We start from the raw sequence: 20,736 nt of genomic DNA on the forward strand, positions 1-20,736 counted from the left end.
GTTGCATCGGTGGTGGTGATGTGCCACTTCGCTCGGGGTAACCGATCGGGGACGGCCTTCCTGGCTACCCGGCATCAGCACGCGCGGTCCGAGAGGGCTGTCGCGGCGTCCGCCGGTCCCGAGGTGACGTCCGCGTGCCAGGCAGGACGTCGTGATCGGAGGTACGACCGCGTGCGGCTCGCCCGGTGAGCCACGACAGCGATCGTCCTCTATATCGAGAGTGAGCGATAACATGCCGTTCGTCAAGACGTAACGGGCCGTTCACGGCGATCTCCCGGAACGCCACGTTTCGCTCGGCACCAAACGCCCAGGGCAACCGTGCTCAGCCGCCGCACGACCAGGGGACTATCCGTACCACCATGCCGCTGCGGTCGCGCCGGACAGCAACTCTGTTATCGCTCACAGTCGCCGAGCGTCGGCGACCGCCTCGTGGTTCACCAGCACCCGGTGGCCGAGCTACTCGAAGACGGTTACGCCGTTTTCGCGTCGGCGCGTATTCCGGCAACCAGGTCGGCGGTGGTGTGCGCCTCGATGCCGGGCTGCGCGGCGTCGGCGAACCGCTCGACGACCGCCCGGACGTGTCGCTCGGCGGGTGCGGCCAGGCCGTCGTAGACGGCCGCGAACAACTCCCGCGCCGGACGCCTGAGCCATTCCCGTGGGAGAAGCTCCACGGGCAACTGCGGATCGAGGACGGGGAAACGCCGGAAAGTGTCCATGACCTCGGTGCGGGCCCGCACCGCGGCGGCGCCGTCGACCTGCCCGGACACCACTCCGGGCAACAGCGGCGTCCACCGCCGCAGGAACGCGTCGTAGCTCCGGCTGATCGCCTCGATGTCCCAGGCTTCGATCGGCGCACGGTGAATGGTCGAGGCGAGTGCGGTCTGCCGCCCACGAAACACCGTCACGGCGCCGAGGGTGAGCCGGTCGAGCTCGGCCCGAGCCGCGGGAGTCAACTCCTGCGGTGAGATCCACAAACCGTCGTACAGCGGCGCGTAACCGAGCCACCGGAGTTGCGCCCGCAGGGCCCGACGCTGCGTGCTGCGATCCTGCGGCAGCGAGAAGGCGACGATCGTCCAGCACCCGTCCCACCTCGCCGTGGAGCTGGTGGAGGCGAGGATCCAGTGCCCTCCGGCAGAGAGGTTGGCGGCGGCGGCGCGGCTGAGGCGGTAGGAGCTGCGCCGCCCCAGTCGACTGCCTTCCAGCACGCCGCGCCGGGCCAACCTGCTGATCGCGGTCCGCGCTCCGGCCGTCGTCACGCCGGTCTCCCCGAGCAGCGCGACGATGGCGGCGGACGGGAGGGCGACACGGGTCCGCAGCGTGTAGTCGGCCAACAGGGTCACCGCGACACCCTGGGGCGAGTTGCCGACCTGCCGGCGGGGCAGCCGGAGTGCGTGGTCTCCGTCGTCCGGATAGATCTCGTCGATGTCGAAGAGGCTCGCCACTGGCACTCCGTGCTCCTCGGGGACGGTACGACGACTGTAGACGGACCGGCACCGCTCTTCATAAATAGAGCATCCTCGATTGACACTTGTTGGCCCGAGGGGAACACTAATTGCCACGCGACGCCATCCGAAGCCGGGCTGGGCGAGCCACAGGTAGCGGGCAGCGTGCGATCACCGCGGGAGTCGGGCAGACCCGCCGGGTCGCACGGCCAATCCAGCCTGCACAGGCAATCGAAGGAGTCGTCAGTTGAGAATCAGAAGGAAACTGCTACTCGCCCTGGCCGCGTCACTGGTGGCGGCCGGACTGGTGGCCCCCACGGTGGGGCCCGCGTACGCGGCGTCACTGACCGAGGTGACCAGCTTCGGTGAGAACCCCGGTCGGATGCGCATGCACGTCTACGTGCCGGACAACCGCCCGGCCCGGCCGGCGGTCGTGGTGGCCATGCACGGCTGCGGCGGGTCCGGCCCGGGCTTTTACTCCGGGAGCGAGTTCGCCAGCCAGGCCGACCGGTACGGATACATCGTGATCTACCCGTCCGCCACCCAGCAGGCCGGGTTCGGCAACTGCTTCGACACCTGGTCGGACGCCGCCAAGCGGCGTGGCGGAGGCAGCGACCCGGTGTCGATCATCTCGATGATCCGGTACGTGCAACAGCAGTACGCTGCCGACCCGGACCGGGTCTACGCCACCGGCAGCTCGTCCGGCGGCATGATGACCAACCACATGTTGGCGCTCCACCCCGACGTGTTCAAGGCCGGCGCCGCGTTCATGGGCGTGCCGTTCAACTGCTTCGCCAACGCGGCGGACTACCCGCCCGGGAGCAGCCAGTGCACCGGCGGGAACATGAACCGGACCCCGCAGCAGTGGGGCGACGCGGTCCGCCAGGCGTACCCCGGCTACTCCGGGCCCCGCCCGCGGGTGCAGCTGTGGCACGGCACCAACGACACGCTCGTGCCGTACTCGTTGTTGCAGGAGGCTATCGAGCAGTGGACGAACGTGTTCGGGCTGAGCCAGACACCCACCTCCACCGACACCCCTCAGGCCAACTGGAACCGGCGCCGGTACGCCGACAGCAGCGGCACCGTCCAGGTCGAGGCGTACAGCATCCAGGGGGCCGGGCACAGCCTGCCCTCCGGCGGCATGGCCGCGTCCGCGATCGCGTTCTTCGGACTGACCAACCCCACCACGCCGCCGCCCACCACCCCGCCGCCGACCACGCCGCCGCCGACCACCCCGCCCCCGACCACCCCGCCGCCGGCTTCCGGCGCCTGTCGGGTGACAGTCGAGGTCAACGCCTGGAACACCGGGCTGACCGAGAACATCACAGTCACGAACACCGGCACCAGCGCCGTCAACGGCTGGTCAGTGGTCTTCACCCTGCCGGGCGGGCAGACCATCACCTCGGGCTGGAACGCCACCTACTCGCCCAGCTCGGGGCAGGTGACGGCCCGGAACGTCGGCTACAACGGCGCCATTCCCGCCAACGGCTCGGTGAGCTTCGGCTTCCAGGCCACCCACACCGGTAACAACGCACGACCGTCCTCGTTCACCCTCAACGGCGCGTCCTGCACGGTCACCTGAGACCAGGTCGACGTCCATGCGAGCGTGCGCCGGTCACCACGAGGTGGTGACCGGCGCACGAAGCGTTCTGGCCTCGGCCAGGATCAGCGGTAACCGGCGGTCACCACGTTGGCCTGCACGGCGTTCTCGGTCGCGTCGGACGGATAGCCGGCGACCATCGCCCCCTCGTAGAAGGTGCCGGCGCTCAGGTTCGCGCCGCCGTCGGGCTTGCAGCAGTCACCGCCACTGCCCAGGATGATCGCGCCCTGCTTCTTCATCGGGCTGTATCCCGACGGGAGCGAGCCGTCCCACAGCGTGTAGAGGCTGCCGGACTGGGCGTTGCTGCCCTTGATGGCGAAGCGGGACACGCCGTTGTTCTTGAGCGTCGCGGTGACGAACTTGCTGGTGAACGCGCGCTGGTTCGGGTTCCAGGAGCTGCTGCCACCCGGGAAGAGACCCCATTCGAGGTCGGCCTGGACCCAGGGTCCGCTGCCCGAGCAGCCGCCGAACCAGCACTGCTTGCCGAAGTTGATGGCGTCCATCGCCCCGGCGGCGTCGGCCTTCCTGGTCGTCTCGCTGTTGCCGTAGTCGAAGCAGCAGCCGCTGTTGACGTGGGTCCCGCTGGTCACCATGTACATGCCCTCGGGCGCCGCGCCGGTCGGCACGCCGGTCAGGTGCCCGTCGCGCCAGTAGCTGTTGCCGGGGTTGATGTAGAGCGAGTACGCCTTCGCGCCTCCGACGGTCAGCGACTCCGAGGTCGCGATCGCCGGCTTGCTCTGGGGAGAGCCCGGCACCACGCTCGACCCCTGGTACCAGAGGTCGTTTCCGCGCCCGGACTGGTCGAAGACAACAGTGATCACGCAGGTCGTGCCGGTGCAGAAGGAGTCCTGCGTCGCCGCGTTGGCGGTGCCACCCGTACCCGTGAGCCCGATGTTGCGGGTCGTGTTGTCCGACGAGCGTCGGACCTGGTAGAGGTTGCCGGCGTACGCCTCATAGAGCGCCCGCGTGGTGCTGTGCGCCGCGATGCAGGGGGTGCCGCCGGAGGCGTAGATGTCGCACGGACGCGCGCCGGTCGGCGGGTTGGTCGGTGGCGGGGTGGTGGTCGGCGAGGCCCACTGCTGGTTGGCGCCGCCGTTGCAGGCCCAGAGGATGACCTTGGTGCCGTTCGCGGTGGCGGCGGCGTTGGCGTCGAGGCAGAGCCCGGACTGCACGCCGGTGATGGTGCCGTTGCTGTTGACGTTCCACTGCTGGTTGTTCTGGCCGTTGCAGTCCCAGATGATCGCCTGAGTGCCGTTGGTGGTGCCTCGGCCGGAGGCGTCCAGGCACTTGTTGCCGTACACCTGCAGTTGCTTTGTCGACGTCCACGTCCACGTCTGGCCGGCAGCGCCGTTGCAGTCCCAGAGTTGCGTCTGGGTGCCGTTGGTGGTGCTGGAGTTGGGCACTTCGAGGCAGCGGCCGGACGGCGTACCGACGATCGGGGTGCTCTGCCCCGGCTCGATGGCGGCCGCGAGTTGGGCGGCGGCCGCCTCGGCGATCGGCGACGGGGCACCGGGGGTGGCGCCGATGCCGACGAGAACGCCGACCAGAGCACCCGCCAGGGCGGTCAGACGACGGGCGCGTTGACGCCTCGGAATGGGTGCACGGGCTTTTCCTGGCCCGATGGGGGACGGGGTTCGCACGAGGCGGCTCCTCGAAGTCGTGGAAGCGCGGGGGATTGTCGACACGCCGCGGGGGTGGTGGCAGGGCGAATCGATTCGGAGCGAATCGTATGACCTTTGTTTTATTTATGTCAATGAATGCGGTTGCCCGGGTGACGCGCTGGCCGCTGGGCGGACAGCCAGCGCATCACCTCCCGCAGGACGCCTAACGCCCCAGGATCCGCCACGTCTGGTTCAACGGGCTGCCCTGGTTGGCCGCCTTGCAGGTCCACTGGTGGACCAGCGCGCCGGCCGCCGTGGATACCGCATTGACATCGACACACTTGCCACTGTGTCGGGCGACGAGTTGGTAGTCGTGCGAGTCGTTGCCGGAATAGGTCACCTTGCGCAGAGTGAACTGCTGGTTGGGCGCGTTCAGGCAGGTCCACTGGTGCACGGCCGCGCCGTCGGCGGTGGACACGCCGCTGACGTCGAGGCACTTACCGCTCTGCTGGTTGACCACGGTGTAGGTGTTGGCCACCCCGGCGACCGGACGGAAGTTCCAGAGCTGCTGGTCACCGCCGTCGCAGTAGTTCTGCTGCTGGACGTTGCCGTCGGCGGTGCTCAGGCCGGCGTTGTTCAGGCACTGCTGGGAGTGCTGGGCCACCGCCACCGACTGGAAGCCACCGTCCGACGGGGGCAGCAGCGTGACGGCGTAGGTGTCGGTCTGGTTGGTGTACGGCACTGTCACTGTTGCGTTGTTGTTGGACACACCGACCACGCTGTTCGAGACGGTGATCGGCCCCGCCACGGCGCCGCCACCGTTGTGTGGGATGCGTTGGGTGAGAACCCGGACCTGGTTGTTCTGCACGATGCCGCTGGTGGTGTCCAGGCGCTGCAGGTTGACTGTCAGGTTCCCGGTGGTCCGACCACCGCCGACCAGGACCTTCGCCACCCCGGCCGCCTTCGTGGCGTACGCGTCGTACGACTGGCTGGGGGTCACCGCGACGTTCTCCCCGACCTGGGAGGCGTAGAAGCGGTAGTTCCACCACTCGCCCTTGGGCTGGTGCTGGCCGGCCGAGTTACGGATCAACAGGTTGCCGAGGTCGTTGTGCAGACTGCCGCCGCTGGCCCAGTTCGCCCGCAGGCCGTCGGCCTTGGCCCGCTCCAGGCGCGCGATGTACCAGGCGCCGTCGGCCGGGTTCTGCTCGTCGGGCGCGCCGTACTCGTTGATCTGGTACGGAAGTGGGTGGGCGATGCCGCGCGGGTCGAGGGTGGCGTTGGCGGCGTTGACGTTCGCGACCGGGTCACCGGGCAGTGAGTGCCAGCTGATGATGTCCGGCACGGTGTTGGTCGAGCGCACGAAGTCCAGGTACTGGTTCCAGAAGGCGTGGTTGGTCGACGGTACGCAGGCGCAGCTCGGCCCGACGATGAGCTGGCTGGGGAACTCCGCCCGGATGCGCTGGTAGGTCCGACGCCACAGTTCGAGGTACTGGGAGATCGGCCGGTTCCAGAAGATGGTGATGTTGGGTTCGTTCCAGATGTCCCACTGCACCGACAGGCCGGACGCCCGGACGTCGTTGATCAGGCGGGTCAGGAAGTTGTCGTAGTCGGTCCAGTTGCCGTTGTCACCGGGGAAGCGGGAGATTCCGGCGCCGTCGGCGCCCCAGAGGTCGTGCGGCAGGATGATGAACTTCCCGCCGAGGGCTGTGGTCCGACGCGCCTGGGCGAGTGTGGAGTTCCAGCGACGGTCGTAGGTTCCGCCGACCCAGCCACTCCCCGGAAGCTGCGCGCCGCCGGCGCGCATGTACTGGAACTTGACGTCGCGGTAGAAGTGGTCGGCGGGACCGCTGGCGTTCTCGGTCATGCCGTAGATCCAGCCGGAGGCGCGGTAGGTCGGCGCACCGCTGGTGGTGGAGAAGTTGACGCTTATCGACTCGTCGGCGGCCTGGGCTGGGGACGAGACGACGGTGACGGCGGCAGCGGCGGCGAGCAGGCCGACGACGAGTCGGGCCACGAACACACGGGCTCGTCCGGACCTGCTGCGGGACGGGGTCTTCACGGGCGGCTCCTTGGTGGGGCGCGGGGGACGCTCTCCGGAGGGCAGCGCTTGCGAATCGATTCGCACGGATCGTAGGACTGGGAACTGAACCGTGTCAATGAAGTGACGGCCCGGTGACGTCCGTGTTGCCCAGCGATCCTCCCAGCGCGGCCAACTGACTCTTGACCCCTGGGCACGGCCAGACCTATCTTCGGGCGAACCGATTCGTCGAATCGATTCGCCTCATGGTTGGACTGGTCCAGCCCGCGACGATCAACCCACACACCACACCTGACGATCGATTTGAAGTGAGGCACCACATGACCGGACTCAGCCGTCGGCGGCGCCTGGCCGCCGTCGCCGTGATAGCTCTCGCCGCAGTGACAGGCAGTGCCTGCTCGTCGTCCGCCGACGGCCCGAACGACGGCGGCGCCTACCTCGTCTGGGACCCGTACCCGCAGTTCGCCGACGACTCCGAGTGGGTGGCGCTACTCAAGAAGTGCGGCACCTCCGCCGGGGTGACTGTCGAGCGGACCGGCTACGACACCACCGACCTGACCAACAAGGCGCTGCTCGCCGCCCAGCAGGGAAACTCACCGGACGTGCTGATCGTGGACAACCCGGTCATCTCGACTCTGGCCGAGGCCGGTGCGCTCACCACCACCGACGACAACAAGCTGGACGTCTCGGCCATGGAGAAGAACCTGCTCGGCGCCGGCCAGAGCGACGGCAAGACCTACGGCGTGCCGATCGGGGCGAACACCCTCGCCCTCTACTACAACAAGGATCTGCTCACCGCCGCCGGCGTCGATCCCGCCGCCGTCAAGGACTGGACGTCACTGACCGCGGCACTGACCAAGGTCAAGGCCAAGGGGAAGAAGGGCATCACCTTCTCCGCGATCGGCACCGAGGAGGGCAGCTTCCAGTTCCTGCCCTGGTTCTGGGGCTCGGGTGCGCAACTGACGAGTCTCGACTCACCGCAGGCGGTGTCCGCGCTGACGCTCTGGACCGACTGGCTCAAGGAAGGCCACGCCCCGAACTCGGTCATCAACAACACCCAGACCACGAGCTGGCAGGAGTTCGCCACCGGCAACTACGCGTTCGCCGAGAACGGCACCTGGCAACTGGCAAACGCGGAGAAGCTCGGCTTCTCGTACGGCACGATCCCGATCCCGGCCAGCGCGGGCGGGCCCGCCCCGGCACCCACCGGTGGTGAGTTCGTCTCCATTCCGGTGCAGAAGAACACCGGCCGGTACGAGGCGTCGCAGAAGCTCGTCACCTGTCTGACCAACGCCGACAACCTCCTCACCACGGACACCACGCTGTCCTACGTCGCACCCGTCGCCGCCGTTCAGGAGCGACAGGCGACCTCGGACCCCAAGCTCAAGGTCTGGGTGGAGGCGGTCCGGGCGGCCAAGGGTCGCACCGGTGACAACCTCGGCACGAAGTACCCGAAGATCTCCGAATCGCTGTGGACCGCCGTGCAGTCGGCCCTGAGCGGCGGGAAGTCGCCCCAGGAGGCACTGACCGCCGCGCAGACCGCGGCCACGACCAGGTAAGCGATCCGAACCGACACCATGCCCTCCACGACCGAGACCTCCACTGCCGTACGAGACCAGGGCGGGGCGGCGAACGCCGCCCCGTCCGGGCCTCCCCCGTCCCGTGCCCGCCGGCCCAACCGATGGTTGGCGTGGGGCTTCCTGGCCCCCGTGACCATCTACCTGGTGGCCTTCTACGCCTACCCGCTCTACCGCAACGTCGAGTTGAGCCTGCGGGAGTACACAGTCCGCTCGTTCGTGCAGGGCGGGGCGCCCTTCGCCGGCCTCGACAACTATCGGACGGTCCTGACCGACCCGGCCTTCGGGCCGACGCTGACGCACACAGTGGTCTTCACCGCGGCCTCGCTCGCCTTCCAGTTCACCATCGGCATGGCCCTGGCCCTCTTCTTCTACAACCACTTCCCGCTGTCGCGCACGCTGCGGGCGCTGTTCCTCGTACCGTGGCTGCTGCCACTGATCGTCTCGGCGTCGACCTGGTCGTGGCTGCTCAACAGCGACTCGGGGCTGGTCAACTCGGCGCTCGGCGTGGTGGGAATCGACCCGGTCAACTGGCTCACCTCGCCGGGCTGGTCGCTGACCTCGGTGATCATCGCGAACATCTGGATCGGCATCCCGTTCAACCTGGTGGTGCTGTACAGCGGCCTGCAGGCGATCCCGACAGAGATGTACGAGGCGTCCGCGCTCGACGGCGCGACGGGATGGCAACGGTTCTGGGGGATCACCTTCCCGCTGCTGCGTCCCGTCTCCCTGATCACGCTGCTGCTGGGGCTGATCTACACGCTGAAGGTCTTCGACATCATCTGGATCATGACGAAGGGCGGCCCGACCAGCTCCTCGGCCACGCTCGCCACCTGGTCGTACCGGCTCGGCTTCGGCAATCTGCTGCCCGAGTTCGGCCCGGGCGCGGCCATCGGGAACCTGCTCATCGTGCTGGCTCTGGTCGCCGGCCTCGTCTACATCCGAATCGAGCGGAGGCAGCAGCTGCGATGACCACGTCTACGCCTCGGGCCTGGTGGAAGACAGGCGTCGGCCTGGTGCTGACCGGGCTGATGCTCTTCCCCGTCTACTGGATGATCAACGTGTCGTTCACCCGGGACCAGGACATGCGGGCCAGTCCCCCGCACCTGTTCCCCACCAACGGCACCCTGGACGGCTACCGGGCGGTGCTCGACCAGCAACTGCCGTACCTCGGCACCAGCTTCCTGGTCGGCCTCGGCACGGTGGCGCTGACCGTGGCGCTGGCCGCCCCCGCCGGCTACGCGCTGGCGAAGCTGCGGCCACCCGGCGGCCCGGCGCTGAGTTTCGTGCTGCTGATCGCGCAGATGATCCCGGGAATCATCATGGCGATGGGCTTCTACGCCATCTTCCTCACTCTCGGTGTCCTGAACACGCTGCCCGGCCTGATCCTGGCCGACACCACGCTCGCGGTGCCGTTCGCCGTCCTGATCTTCACGGCCTTCATGTCCGGCATCCCCGACGAGCTGCTCCAGGCCGCCGTGGTCGACGGCGCCGGCCAGCTGCGGACCTTCTGGTCGGTAGTGCTGCCGGTCAGCCGCAACTCGATCGTCACAGTGTCGCTCTTCGCGTTCCTGTGGTCCTGGTCGGACTTCATCTTCGCCTCGACCCTGGCCGGCGGCGGCGACCACCAGCCGATCACCCTCGGCATCTACCACTACATCGGCAACAACAACCAGCAGTGGAACGCCATCATGGCCACCGCCGTCGTCGCCTCGATCCCCGCCGCCGTGCTGCTGATCCTGGCCCAGCGGTACGTCTCGATGGGCGTGACCGCCGGCGCCGTCAAGGACTGACCATCCGCGGCGGTCAAGGACGACCACCCGCACCACAGAAAGGCACCCGCCACCCATGACCGTCGCCCCGTCCGGTCCGGAGTTCGGAATCCAGGACATCCCGTTCAGCTACCGAGGATCCTGGTTCAACATCTCCCCGGTGGTAGCCGAGAAGACGTACGCCGACGACCTGCACCTGGTCTCCCACCAGACCGGGCTGCATCCCGTACTGCGCCTCACCCCCACTGTCGCCGGCACCACAGTCGTCGCCACACCGGCCCTGCTGACCTGGCGCCACGGGGCCGACCGGATCGAGGCCGTCTACGACGGGCCGGACACCCTGCGGATCCGGGGCCACCGGCTCGGCCTGCGGGTGGCCGCGGCCGCGCACACCCTCACCCCGTTCAGTGGCACCTACCTGTACGCCGACCCGGTCGACGGATCGCACGTGTTCACCTCGTACGAGACCGGTCGTCGCTACCGGGTCACGGTGCTCTCCGGCGCTCTGTCCCGAACCGACGGCACGCAGGCGCTCGGCACCGCCGACCGGTCCCTGGACCTTCCCGGCGACCAGCCCTGGGAAATCGCGATCGAGGAGTACGCCACCGCTCGCCCCCCGTACGCCGGATCCGTCACCTTCGAGCAGTTGTGCCGCGACCGGCTCGCGGAGTTCACCGCGTTCGTCGATGCGATAGCGCCCTGGCGTGGTGCGGAGACCCCGGCCGCCGAGTTGGCCGCGTACGTCCTGTGGTCGGCCACTGTCGCCCCGGCGGGCTTCGTCACCCGGCCGGCCGTCCTGATGTCCAAGCACTGGATGGACAAGGTGTGGAGCTGGGACCACTGCTTCAACGCGATCGCCCTGGCGGCCGGCGAGCCGGAGTTGGCCTGGCACCAGTTCCAGTTGCCCTTCGACCACCAGGACGAGGCCGGCGCCCTCCCCGACTCGGTCACCCACTCCGAGGTCCTGCACAACTACGTCAAGCCCCCCATCCACGGCTGGGCCCTCCGTCACCTGCGCCGACGCCTTCCCCAGCCGCCGGACCGGGCGGCGCTGGCGCAGACGTACGACCGGCTTGCCCGCTGGACCGAGTTCTGGCTCGACGCGCGGCGCGCCCCCGGCCACGACCTGCCGCACTACCAACACGGCAACGACAGCGGCTGGGACAACGCCACCACCTTCGACGACAACCGGGTCCTCGAGACGGCTGACCTCGCCGCGTTCCTGGTATCGCAGCTTCGCTGCCTCGCCGACCTCGCCACCGAACTGGGTGAGCCCGCCGCTCGCTGGTCCCGGGAGGCCGACCGGATCCACGGGGCCATGCTGCGCGACCTGTGGGACGGCGAACGCTTCTGCGCCCAGGACCCCCACACCGGGCACCGGCGCAGGAGCCGCAGCCTGCTCGACCTGATGCCCATCGCACTCGGGGCCGACCTGCCGGCCCCGGTGGCCGCCGCGCTGGCGCGCGGCGTCGAAACCCACCTGACCACGCACGGGCTGGCCACCGAGCCGACGGACTCGGCCCACTACCTCGCCGACGGCTACTGGCGTGGCCCGATCTGGGCACCCTCCACGGTCCTGGTCGAGGACGGCCTGCGCCGAGCGGGACAGACCAGGATCGCCGACGACATCAGTCGACGATTCCTCGCGCTGTGCGAGAAGTCCGGCTTCGCGGAGAACTTCGACGCCGAAACCGGCACCGGGCTCCGGGACCGCGCGTACACCTGGACCGCCAGCAGCTACCTCATCCTCGCCGCCGCCCAGGAGGAACGGAGGGTCAGCGGCGGGTAGCCGGGCCGAATCAGCGGGCCCGGACCGGACCGGTGCTGGAACGCAACGAGATGGGCGGGCTGTACAGGCGGTGTCGCGGCACGGCGCCGGGCGCCGCGATGATCTCCAGCAGCAGCGACACCGCCTCGGCGCCCATCTCGACCATCGGCACGTCGGCGGCTGTCAACGGCGGGCGGAAATCCTCCGCCCAGTGCTGCGCGGCGACTCCGGTGACGGAGAAGTCGCGGGGCACGGACAACCCGGCGCCGGTCAACGCGCGCTGCATTCCGGGCAGTGCGGCCTCGTTGATGGTGGCCACCGCAGTGACCTCCGGGTGCGTCGCGAGTAGCTGCTCCATACACGCCTCGCCGGAGGCGGTGTCGTCAGCGCTGGAGACCTCCACGCCGGTCAGACCCCGCTCCAGCGCCGCCGTACGGAAGCCGGCCAGCGCGCGATGGCTGGGACCGTATCCGGCGGCCACCAACTCGGCGGACCGGTTCACGAGTGCCACGTGCCGGTGCCCCAGATCGGCCAGGTGCTGCACGCACCGGGCGATCAGCCCGGCGTAGTCGATGTCGATCCAGCTCATCCCGTGCGGCTCGGCCGTCCGACCGATAGTGACGAACGGCAACCCGGCCTTGGTCAGCCGAGTCACCCGGTCGTCCGCCAACCGGATCTCCATCAGGACCACGCCGTCCACCCGGCGACCGGTGACGATCCGCTCGAACGACCGGTCATGGTCGCCGCCGGAGGGCGACAGCAACACATCGAGGTCATGGCGGGCGGCCGCCTCGACGACGCTGGCGACGAAGCCCAGCTGCATGTCGGTCAACCGCTGGCTCGCCGGCGGGATGACCAGCCCGAGGGTGCGGGTGCGCCCCTCCTTGAGAGCACGGGCGCTGGCGTTCGGTCGGTAGTCCAACTCGTCGATGACCGACTGGATCCGTTGCCGGGTCGCCTCCGACACGCTGCGTTTTCCGCTGAGCACGTAGGAAACGGTGCTGCGGGACACCCCCGCCCGGCGAGCGATCTCCCCGATGTTCATCAATCGCCCTCGAATCGATTTTTGCCCCGACACGGGGACGCACCTTGCTCGGCTGACCAGCATATCCGTCCTCAGGCTCATCGATCGACGACCAACGCGTGGCAACTAGCGCTAATCGATGGACGGCTATTAATGTCACAGGTATGACGTGTGACGTCAATTCCACCGCAGCACCCACCCCCACCACGCACGGGAAAAGGATCCGATGAATCTGAAGAGAAGGTTGGGTCGCCTGACGGCAGCCGCGGGGACCGTGCTGGCCCTCGTCGTCGGCGCCGGCGTCTATGTGGTCTCCGATGCGCCGGGCGTCGCCCGCGCCGCCGGCACGGGCCCCTGTGACATCTACGCCTCCGGCGGCACGCCGTGCGTGGCCGCGCACAGCACCACCCGCGCCCTGTACGGCGCGTACAACGGCCCGCTCTATCAGGTCCGCCGCTCGTCGGACAACACCACCCGCGACGTCGGCGTGCTGAGCGAGGGTGGCTACGCCAACGCCGCCACCCAGGACACGTTCTGCGCCAACACCAACTGCGTCATCACTGTCATCTACGACCAGTCCGGCCGCAACAACCGCCTCACCCAGGCGCCCCCCGGCTACTTCGTCGGCCCCGCTCCCGGCGGATGGGACAACCTCGCCGACGCGAAGGCGGCGCCGGTCACCGTCGGCGGCCAGAAGGCGTACGGCGTCTACATCGCCCCCGGCACCGGCTACCGCAACAACAACACAAACGGTGTCGCGACCGGCGACCAGCCCGAAGGCATCTACGCGGTCGTCGACGGCACGCACTACAACCAGTGGTGCTGCTTCGACTACGGCAACGCGCAGACCAACAACCTCGCCGACGAACGCGCCATCATGGAGACCGTCTACTTCGGTGCCAACAAGCAGTGGGGCTACGGGGCGGGGGCCGGCCCCTGGATCATGGCCGACCTGGAGTGGGGGCTCTTCTCCGGGGTGAACGCGGGCTACAACAACATCGCGTCCATCAACCACCGGTTCGTCACGGCCATGGTCAAGGGCGAGCCGAACCACTGGGCGATCCGCGGCGGAAACGCCCAGTCGGGCAGCCTGACCACCTACTTCGACGGGCCTCGCCCCAACGGCTACCACCCGATGAAGAAGGAGGGCGCCATCCTGCTCGGCATCGGCGGTGACAACAGCATCACCGGCCGCGGCACCTTCTTCGAGGGCGTACTGACCTCCGGCTACCCGACGGCGGCCACCGAGAACGCCGTCCAGGCCAACATCAACGCCGCCGCCTACGCGCCGGTCGGCGGCGGCAACCCGCAGCAGAACGTCCAGGTCGTCGGGGCCCAGTCCAACCGCTGCGTCGACGTGCCGAACGGCACCACCACCAACGGCACGCAGGTCCAACTCTGGGACTGCACCGGCAACACCGCGCAACGCTGGACCTACACCGCCGGCAAACAACTCCAGGTGTACGGCAACAAATGCCTCGACGCCTCCGGTCAAGGCACCGCCAACGGCACCCAGGCCATCATCTGGGACTGCCACAGCGGCACCAACCAACAGTGGAACCTCAACTCCAACGGCACCGTGACCGGCGTCCAGTCCGGGCTCTGCCTCGACGCCAACGCCGCCGGCACCGCGAACGGCACCAAGCTCATCCTCTGGGCCTGCAACGGCGGCGCCAACCAGCGCTGGGCCACCCGCAGCTGACCCACTGTCGGTCGTGCCGCCCCCGCGAGCTTCCCGGGGGCGGCACGACCAGCTAACTCTCGCACCGGTGACGGCCCCGCCGCGCCAACGCGTGACAGCGTTGCTATATATATCGTGGTGCGATATATATAGTGCATGGATATCAGTGAGCAGACGTTCCTGATCCTCTCCGCCCTCGCCGACCAACCCCGGCACGGCTACGCCGTGGTGACGGAGGTCGACAAGATGACGGACGGCCGGATCCGGTTACGCGCGGGCACCCTCTACGGGGCCCTCGACCGCCTCGTCACCCAGGGGCTCATCGCCCCCGACCACGACGAGGTGGAGAAGGGCCGGCTGCGCCGTTTCTACAAACTGACCGACGCGGGGGCAGACGCCATCCGCGCGGAGAGCCGGCGGATGGCCGCCGCGGTCCGGCTCGCCGAGGAGCGCCTAAGCAAGCGTGCCGCCCGCAACGCCCCGCGTCTCGGGACCATCGGATGAGCCCGGACATGAGCCCTCTGGAGCGACGATACCGACGGCTGCTGCGGCTGCTGCCAGCCACGCACCGCACCGCCCGCGGCGAGGAACTGCTCGGACTGCTGCTGGACCTCGACGACGGCCGTCGACACCCGAGCCGGCACGAGACACTGAACATCATCGCCCTGGCGATCCGGCTGCGACTCACCACGCCCGTCACCACCGCGGCCCTCACCACCGCGCTCAGTGCCCTGCTCGTCGCCGCCGGGACCCAGCCCGCCGGTCAGACCCTGGACCTGTTCACCGGCGCCGTCCTCGCCACCGACATGCCGGCCATCATCGCCAGCTGGCCGCAGATAGCAGCTCTCGGCCTGTTGCCCCTCGCACCGCTGATCGCCTGGCTGTGCGGCGCGACCCGGACCGCCCTCACCCTGCAAGCGATCTTCCTGACGGTCACCGTAGGTTGGTTCGTCATCGAGGTGCTCAACGGTGCCGGCATGGGAATCGATCCCGGCCACCAACTCTTCTCGTACGCCGCACCGGTCTCGATCCTCGTCCTGCTCGCGATCGCCGCCCGCGAGCGGTGGACCCTTCCCCGGCCGCGCCTGTTCTGGTGGGCCCTCGTCCCGCTCGGGATCCTCGCCTGGAAAGGCACCGGAGAATGGGGACGCCACGGCGTCTACGTTCCCGAGGCCGTGCCGACGGTCATCGGGATCCTCGCCGCCGGCACCGTCGCTTTCGGAGCCGCCTTCGCGGTCCGCCGCCACCGGCCCGCCGTCGTCATCGGCGTCGGACTCACCGGCTTTCTCGCCGGCTGGCTCATCCCCGACCCGCTGCTCTCCAACACGGCGATGCGGCACTTCGACGGTCAGCCGCTACCACTGGCGATCCTCATCGCGGCGGCCGCTGTCACCATGACCGGCATCGGTCACCTCGCCCGTCGGCGCAACCCGAAAAGTGGTCGCTATCAACCCATGAACCCATGACGCGCTGAACACCAGCTCTGGTCAGACGAGTGGCGGCCGGGCCAGGTAGGTTTCGGGACTGGGCGAACAGCGCGGGGGTCCCATGGTCAGGGGTTGGCACGGCTGGTTCGGTACGTTCAACGGCGTCGTCCTCATCACGATGGTCGTCCTGCCGTTGGCAGCGCTGGCGGTGTGGCTCCTGGCACGCCGCCGACGTGCCGCCGGCAGCACGTCGGCGTGGCGGACGTCGCTGGCCGACGTCGGCATCGTCTACGGCACCGTGCCGTGGGTATGGATGATCATGTTGCCGGGCGACCAGGCCGGCGTCGTCTCCGGTCGGGTAACAGTGGTACCACTGCGCGACCTGCTCACGATCGTCTCCGACGGGGGTCCGGTGACGGCGACGTTCCAGGTCGTCGGCAACCTGCTGGTCTTCGCGGCCCTGGGGTTCTTCGCCCCGCTGCGGTTCCCGGCGCTGGCATCGGTGCCGCGGATCCTGGCCCTCGCGGCCGGTTGCTCGGTCCTGGTCGAGACCGCCCAGTACGTGCTGCGGCTGGACCGGGTGTCGTCAGTGGACGACGTTCTGCTCAACGCCGCCGGCGCCGGGCTCGCCGCGCTGGCGTCCCGCCGCTGGTGGCGCGCCACCCCCGACACGTCCACGGATCGCCGACCTCAACCGGCCTCGGCGGCGGGACGCTGAGCATCGCTGTGAACTACCAACAGAGCTGATCACCGGTCAGGTCGGTGGCTTCGCCAGCCGCTCCGGGCGGGTCCGGGTCCACGTGGCCCAGCCCCGCTTGCGCATCAGGTCCAGCAACCGCTGCGCTCGCGGGTCGGCCTCGACGGCAAGCGCGTCCAGAAGGTCGAATGGGACATCGTCCGGTGCCGTCTCGCCGCGGTTGCTCTTGCTGGAGCTGGAGGTGTACGCCTGCTCGACAAGGTCGGCCAGGATGTCCGCGAGTTCCTCCAGACGCGGATCGTCGTCCGCGTCGCCGTCGAGGATCTCCGATCCGAGCAGATAGAGCCGGACGAGTTGGGGGTCGGCGAGCTGCGCGTGTTTCGCGCGCATGATCTCGTGGATGCGTTCGGGCCAGCGCGCCACAACCAGGATCCACCCGTCCCGCTCACCCTCCACCACCCGCTCCGACACCCCGATCTGCCGAAGCCGATCGAGGTAGGAGGTCACCTCCGGTGGGAGCGTCAGACTGTCTCCGGCAGCGAGCTGCGCGATCTGCTTGCGGCTCGCCTCCAGACGTTCGATCTCGTCGCACAGATGGCTGTCGATTCGCTGTACCGCCTCGGCGAAGTCTGCTGCGTCGGCTTCGAGCAGTTCACCGATCTGGGACAGCGGCACGCCCGCGTTGGCGAGGGTGCGGATCCTGATGAGGGACACGACGGTCGCGGCGCCGTACCGCCGGTAGCCCGAGGCGTCCCGCTCGGGCTCCGGCAGCAGGCCGATCTGGTGGTAGTGCCGCACTGCCCGCACCGTCACGCCGGTGTACGACGCGAGTTGACTGATCGTCAGCATGCCCTGATCCTGCCCGTACCTTGCCCAGCCTGGGTCGACACCGGGTCAGGAGATCTTGCGGCGGTAGGTCAGGTTGGCGAACAGGTAGGCCACCACGAGGATGCCGACGCACCAGGCCAGGGCGGTCCAGATGCCCGCACCGACCGGCTTCTGCGCGAAGAGGTCTCGGATCGCGTTGACGATGGCGGTCACCGGCTGGTGCTCGGCGAAGGCGCGGACCGGGCCGGGCATCGACGCGGTGGGCACGAAGGCCGAGCTGACGAACGGCAGGAAGACCAGGGGGTACGAGAAGGCGCTCGCGCCGTCCACGGACTGCGCGGTGAGGCCGGGGATTATGGCGATCCAGGTCAGCGCCAGGGTGAACAACACCAGGATGCCGGCGACGGCGAGCCAGCCCAGCAGGCTCGTGCCGGTGCGGAAGCCCATGAGCAGGGCGACGAGGACGACGACCACCAGCGAGATCAGGTTGGCGACGAGCGAGGTCAGCACGTGCGCCCAGAGCACCGCGGATCGTGCGATCGGCATGGACTGGAACCGTTCGAAGATGCCGCCCTGCATGTCGAGGAAGAGCCGGAAGGCGGTGTACGAGATGCCCGAGGCGATCGTGATGAGCAGGATGCCGGGGAGCAGATAGTTCACGTACGAGTCGGTGCCGGTCTCGATCGCGCCGCCGAAGACGTAGACGAAGAGCAGCATGAAGGCGATCGGCATGACCGCGGTCGTGATGATGGTGTCCGGGCTGCGGGCGATGTGGCGCAGCGAGCGTCCCAAGAGGACTGTGGTGTCACCGAGGAAGTGCTTGTTCATCGTTGTTCCTCGGTCTTGGCGCCGACGAGGGTGAGGAAGACGTCCTCGAGGGTGGGCTGCTTCTCGACGTACTCGACCTCGGCGGGTGGCAGGAGCTGCTTGAGCTCGCTCAGGGTGCCGTTCACGATGATCCGTCCCTCGTGCAGGATCGCGATCCGGTCGGCGAGCTGTTCCGCCTCGTCGAGGTACTGGGTGGTGAGCAGCACTGTCGTGCCGCCGTTGGCGAGTTCCTTGATGGCCTGCCACACCTCGATGCGCGCCTCCGGGTCCAGCCCGGTCGTCGGCTCGTCGAGGAAGATGACCGGCGGGTTCCCGATCAGGCTCATCGCGATGTCGAGGCGGCGGCGCATACCGCCGGAGTACGTCCGCACCCTCCGGGTGCCCGCCTCGGTCAGCGAGAAGCGCCTCAGCAGGTCGTCGGCGATCGCACCGGGCTCCTTGAGGTGCCGCAGCCGGGCAACCAGGGTCAGGTTCTCCCGCCCGGTGAGGATCTCGTCGACCGCCGCGAACTGCCCGGTGAGACTGATCGACTGCCGTACGTCGGCGGCCCGGGTCGCCACGTCGAAGCCGGCGACTCGGGCCGTGCCGCCGTCGGCCCGCAGGAGCGTGGCCAGGATCCTCACCACTGTGGTCTTGCCGGCCCCGTTCGAGCCGAGCAGGGCGAAGATGCTGCCCCGCGCCACGTCGATTTCGACGCCGCGCAGCACCTTCAACTGCTTGAACGACTTCTCCAGGCCGCGCACGTGGATCGCGGGTTGCTCGGTCTGAGCTGTTGCTCGCGAATTGCTCATGGCGGCAGCATGGAGGGTTGACGCAGCGTCAGGGTCAAGTCCGCCGACCCGGAGACGGGCGAGCGACCCCGATTCTTAACTCCGATGTCACCGCCCGATCCCACGGGTGACGTGTCGCTGTCCGTCCGCAGGGGTTGGCTGCCAGTCGTCGCACTACGTCCTGACCAGGAGCTGATCCACGTGCCTTCCTCTCGTCGTACCTTCCTCGCCAGCGGCGCCGCCGCCGGCGTCGGCCTTGCGGTCGCGGGCGGCCTGCCGTCCCTGGCCCAGGCCAGCCCGGCTCGACCGCACCCGCCGGTGAAGCCCGGTAGCGTGCCCTTCCCGCCGCTCGTGGACGACCCCAAGGGAGTCCTGGCCCTGCCCAAGGGCTTCAGCTACAAGGTGGTCACCCGGACCGGCGTCACCCGGCTCGACCGCGGCCAGGGCACGACCCCGTCGGACCACGACGGCATGGCCGTTTACGACGCCGGCCACGGCCGGTACACCCTGATCCAGAACCACGAGATCGACCCGGGCGCCGAGTTCGGCGTGCCGCACGTCAAGGGCACTGTCTACGACGCGGGCGCCGTCGACGCCGGCGGTTGCACCGTGATCAAGACCGACCTCGCGGGCCGTAACCTGGGCGAGTTCGTGGCGCTCTCCGGCACCATCTCCAACTGCGCCGGCGGGCCGACCCCCTGGGGCACCTGGCTCACCTGCGAGGAGACCGAGGACCGGGCCGGCGACACGTGGGAAGAGGGCGACCGGTCCGGCGTCTACCAGAAGGACCACGGCTACGTCTTCGAGGTGTGGGCCGACGGCAGCGCGGACCCGAAGCCGATCAAGTGCCTGGGCCGCTACTCCCACGAGGCCCTGGCCGTCGACAAGGACCGCACCCGGATCTACCTCTCCGAGGACGCCGACGCGCCCAACGGCCTCTTCTACCGCTGGACGGCGCCGCACGGCGTCAAGCTGGGCCCGGGCGTGCTCACCCGCCTCGCACCGAACGCCGGCGTCCTCGCCGCGATGCAGATCATCATGGATGACGGTTCGGTGCTGCCGGACGTCGCGTACCTGACCTCCGCCCAGTTGGGCCGCCCCTTCCCGGTCCGCTGGATCGAGGTGCCGGACCGCGACGCGCGCACCAAGTCGGTGCGCGAGCAGTTCGCCGACGGCCAGGTCACCCGCGGGCGCAAGTTCGAGGGCGTGTGGGCCACCGACGAGGGCGTGTACGTGGTCAACTCGTACGCCTGGGACGAGGGTGACCTGCCGGCGGACGCGGCGCCGCACGACGGAATGGTCTGGTTCTACAACTACCGGAACCAGACCATCCAGCTGGTGACGTACTTCCCGCACCAGACCGCCTCCGAGGAGGGCACGGCGGTCAAGTACACCGACCTCACCTTCGACGGCCCGGACAACGTGACAGTCACCCCGTGGGGAAGCCTCGTGCTCGCCGAGGACGGCACTGGCGCCTCGCACGTGCTCAGCACGGTCCCTGGTGGGCCCACGTACGCGATCGCCCGCAACCAGCTCAACGACTCGGAGTTCTGCGGGCCGACCTTCAGCGCGGACGGCAAGGTGCTCTTCGTCAACATGCAGGACCCGGGCCTCACCCTGGCCATCACCGGTCCGTGGGAGAAGTACCTGGGCTGACCGAGCCCGACCGTGGGGGCCAGGCGA

Annotated in this window: 17 protein-coding genes; 10 read left to right on the plus strand and 7 right to left on the minus strand. The window is 68.9% G+C overall.

Translation table 11 applies throughout. From position 1 onward, the window contains the following. Positions 1 to 470: 470 nt before the first annotated feature. Positions 471 to 1,442: a PaaX family transcriptional regulator gene (locus tag IW248_RS15930; RefSeq protein WP_196930220.1), complete on the minus strand. Its 972-nt coding sequence runs from the start codon at positions 1,440 to 1,442 to the stop codon at positions 471 to 473. Between the two features lie 247 nt (positions 1,443 to 1,689). On the opposite strand from IW248_RS15930, the gene IW248_RS15935 reads away from it, so the two are divergent. Beyond that, positions 1,690 to 3,024 (plus strand): extracellular catalytic domain type 1 short-chain-length polyhydroxyalkanoate depolymerase, encoded by a 1,335-nt coding sequence (locus IW248_RS15935; protein WP_196927646.1) that lies wholly within the window; start codon positions 1,690 to 1,692, stop codon positions 3,022 to 3,024. Between the two features lie 83 nt (positions 3,025 to 3,107). On the opposite strand, the gene IW248_RS15940 is transcribed toward IW248_RS15935, so the two are convergent. Both IW248_RS15940 and IW248_RS15945 read right to left on the minus strand, forming a co-directional pair. Next, positions 3,108 to 4,682, minus strand: coding sequence for an arabinofuranosidase catalytic domain-containing protein (locus IW248_RS15940; RefSeq protein ID WP_196927647.1), 1,575 nt, complete (start codon positions 4,680 to 4,682; stop codon positions 3,108 to 3,110). Between the two features lie 184 nt (positions 4,683 to 4,866). After that, positions 4,867 to 6,702 carry an RICIN domain-containing protein gene (locus IW248_RS15945; protein WP_196927648.1) on the minus strand — a complete coding sequence of 612 codons (1,836 nt, stop codon included), beginning with the start codon at positions 6,700 to 6,702 and terminating at the stop codon, positions 4,867 to 4,869. Between the two features lie 299 nt (positions 6,703 to 7,001). Here IW248_RS15945 and IW248_RS15950 point away from each other — a divergent pair, with 299 nt between their 5' ends. From IW248_RS15950 to IW248_RS15965, 4 genes are read left to right on the plus strand one after another with little or no spacing between them, the layout of a single operon-like run. Continuing rightward, a complete protein-coding gene (locus IW248_RS15950; protein WP_196927649.1) occupies positions 7,002 to 8,240 on the plus strand; it encodes a sugar ABC transporter substrate-binding protein in 1,239 nt (412 codons plus the stop codon). A gap of 18 nt (positions 8,241 to 8,258) precedes the next feature. Next, entirely contained in the window at positions 8,259 to 9,230 is a 972-nt protein-coding gene (locus IW248_RS15955; RefSeq protein WP_196927650.1) for a carbohydrate ABC transporter permease, read from the plus strand. Beyond that, positions 9,227 to 10,051: a carbohydrate ABC transporter permease gene (locus IW248_RS15960; RefSeq protein WP_196927651.1), complete on the plus strand. Its 825-nt coding sequence runs from the start codon at positions 9,227 to 9,229 to the stop codon at positions 10,049 to 10,051. Before IW248_RS15955 ends, IW248_RS15960 begins: the two co-directional genes overlap by 4 nt. A 55-nt stretch (positions 10,052 to 10,106) precedes the next feature. Continuing rightward, positions 10,107 to 11,819 (plus strand): amylo-alpha-1,6-glucosidase, encoded by a 1,713-nt coding sequence (locus IW248_RS15965; RefSeq protein WP_196927652.1) that lies wholly within the window; start codon positions 10,107 to 10,109, stop codon positions 11,817 to 11,819. Between the two features lie 10 nt (positions 11,820 to 11,829). Here the strand turns inward: IW248_RS15965 and IW248_RS15970 are convergent, their stop codons facing one another. Continuing rightward, positions 11,830 to 12,843 (minus strand): LacI family DNA-binding transcriptional regulator, encoded by a 1,014-nt coding sequence (locus IW248_RS15970; RefSeq protein ID WP_124819525.1) that lies wholly within the window; start codon positions 12,841 to 12,843, stop codon positions 11,830 to 11,832. 205 nt (positions 12,844 to 13,048) lie between these two features. On the opposite strand from IW248_RS15970, the gene IW248_RS15975 reads away from it, so the two are divergent. The 4 genes from IW248_RS15975 to IW248_RS15990 all read left to right on the plus strand — a co-directional run bounded on the left by IW248_RS15975 (position 13,049) and on the right by IW248_RS15990 (position 16,648). Then, positions 13,049 to 14,524 carry an arabinofuranosidase catalytic domain-containing protein gene (locus IW248_RS15975; protein ID WP_196927653.1) on the plus strand — a complete coding sequence of 492 codons (1,476 nt, stop codon included), beginning with the start codon at positions 13,049 to 13,051 and terminating at the stop codon, positions 14,522 to 14,524. Positions 14,525 to 14,659: 135 nt separating this feature from the next. Beyond that, positions 14,660 to 15,007 carry a PadR family transcriptional regulator gene (locus IW248_RS15980; protein ID WP_124819529.1) on the plus strand — a complete coding sequence of 116 codons (348 nt, stop codon included), beginning with the start codon at positions 14,660 to 14,662 and terminating at the stop codon, positions 15,005 to 15,007. Between the two features lie 8 nt (positions 15,008 to 15,015). Further along, entirely contained in the window at positions 15,016 to 15,969 is a 954-nt protein-coding gene (locus IW248_RS15985; protein ID WP_196927654.1) for a hypothetical protein, read from the plus strand. 82 nt (positions 15,970 to 16,051) lie between these two features. Further along, positions 16,052 to 16,648, plus strand: a complete 597-nt coding sequence (locus tag IW248_RS15990) for a VanZ family protein (protein ID WP_196927655.1) — start codon at positions 16,052 to 16,054, stop codon at positions 16,646 to 16,648. 36 nt (positions 16,649 to 16,684) lie between these two features. Here the strand turns inward: IW248_RS15990 and IW248_RS15995 are convergent, their stop codons facing one another. Genes IW248_RS15995 through IW248_RS16005 form a run of 3 tightly spaced genes read right to left on the minus strand, consistent with a single transcriptional unit; the run spans position 16,685 to position 19,074 of the window. Then, complete coding sequence (locus IW248_RS15995) at positions 16,685 to 17,476, minus strand: helix-turn-helix domain-containing protein (protein ID WP_196927656.1); 792 nt, start codon at positions 17,474 to 17,476, stop codon at positions 16,685 to 16,687. A gap of 45 nt (positions 17,477 to 17,521) precedes the next feature. Continuing rightward, entirely contained in the window at positions 17,522 to 18,283 is a 762-nt protein-coding gene (locus IW248_RS16000) for an ABC transporter permease (protein ID WP_196927657.1), read from the minus strand. After that, positions 18,280 to 19,074 (minus strand): ABC transporter ATP-binding protein, encoded by a 795-nt coding sequence (locus tag IW248_RS16005; RefSeq protein WP_196927658.1) that lies wholly within the window; start codon positions 19,072 to 19,074, stop codon positions 18,280 to 18,282. The genes IW248_RS16000 and IW248_RS16005 overlap by 4 nt, the downstream gene beginning before the upstream one ends. Before the next feature lie 180 nt (positions 19,075 to 19,254). On the opposite strand from IW248_RS16005, the gene IW248_RS16010 reads away from it, so the two are divergent. Next, a complete protein-coding gene (locus IW248_RS16010; RefSeq protein ID WP_196927659.1) occupies positions 19,255 to 20,709 on the plus strand; it encodes an alkaline phosphatase PhoX in 1,455 nt (484 codons plus the stop codon). Positions 20,710 to 20,736: the final 27 nt, after the last annotated feature.

The sequence above is a fragment of the Micromonospora ureilytica genome, assembly GCF_015751765.1.
Classification (GTDB): Bacteria; Actinomycetota; Actinomycetes; order Mycobacteriales; family Micromonosporaceae; genus Micromonospora; species Micromonospora ureilytica.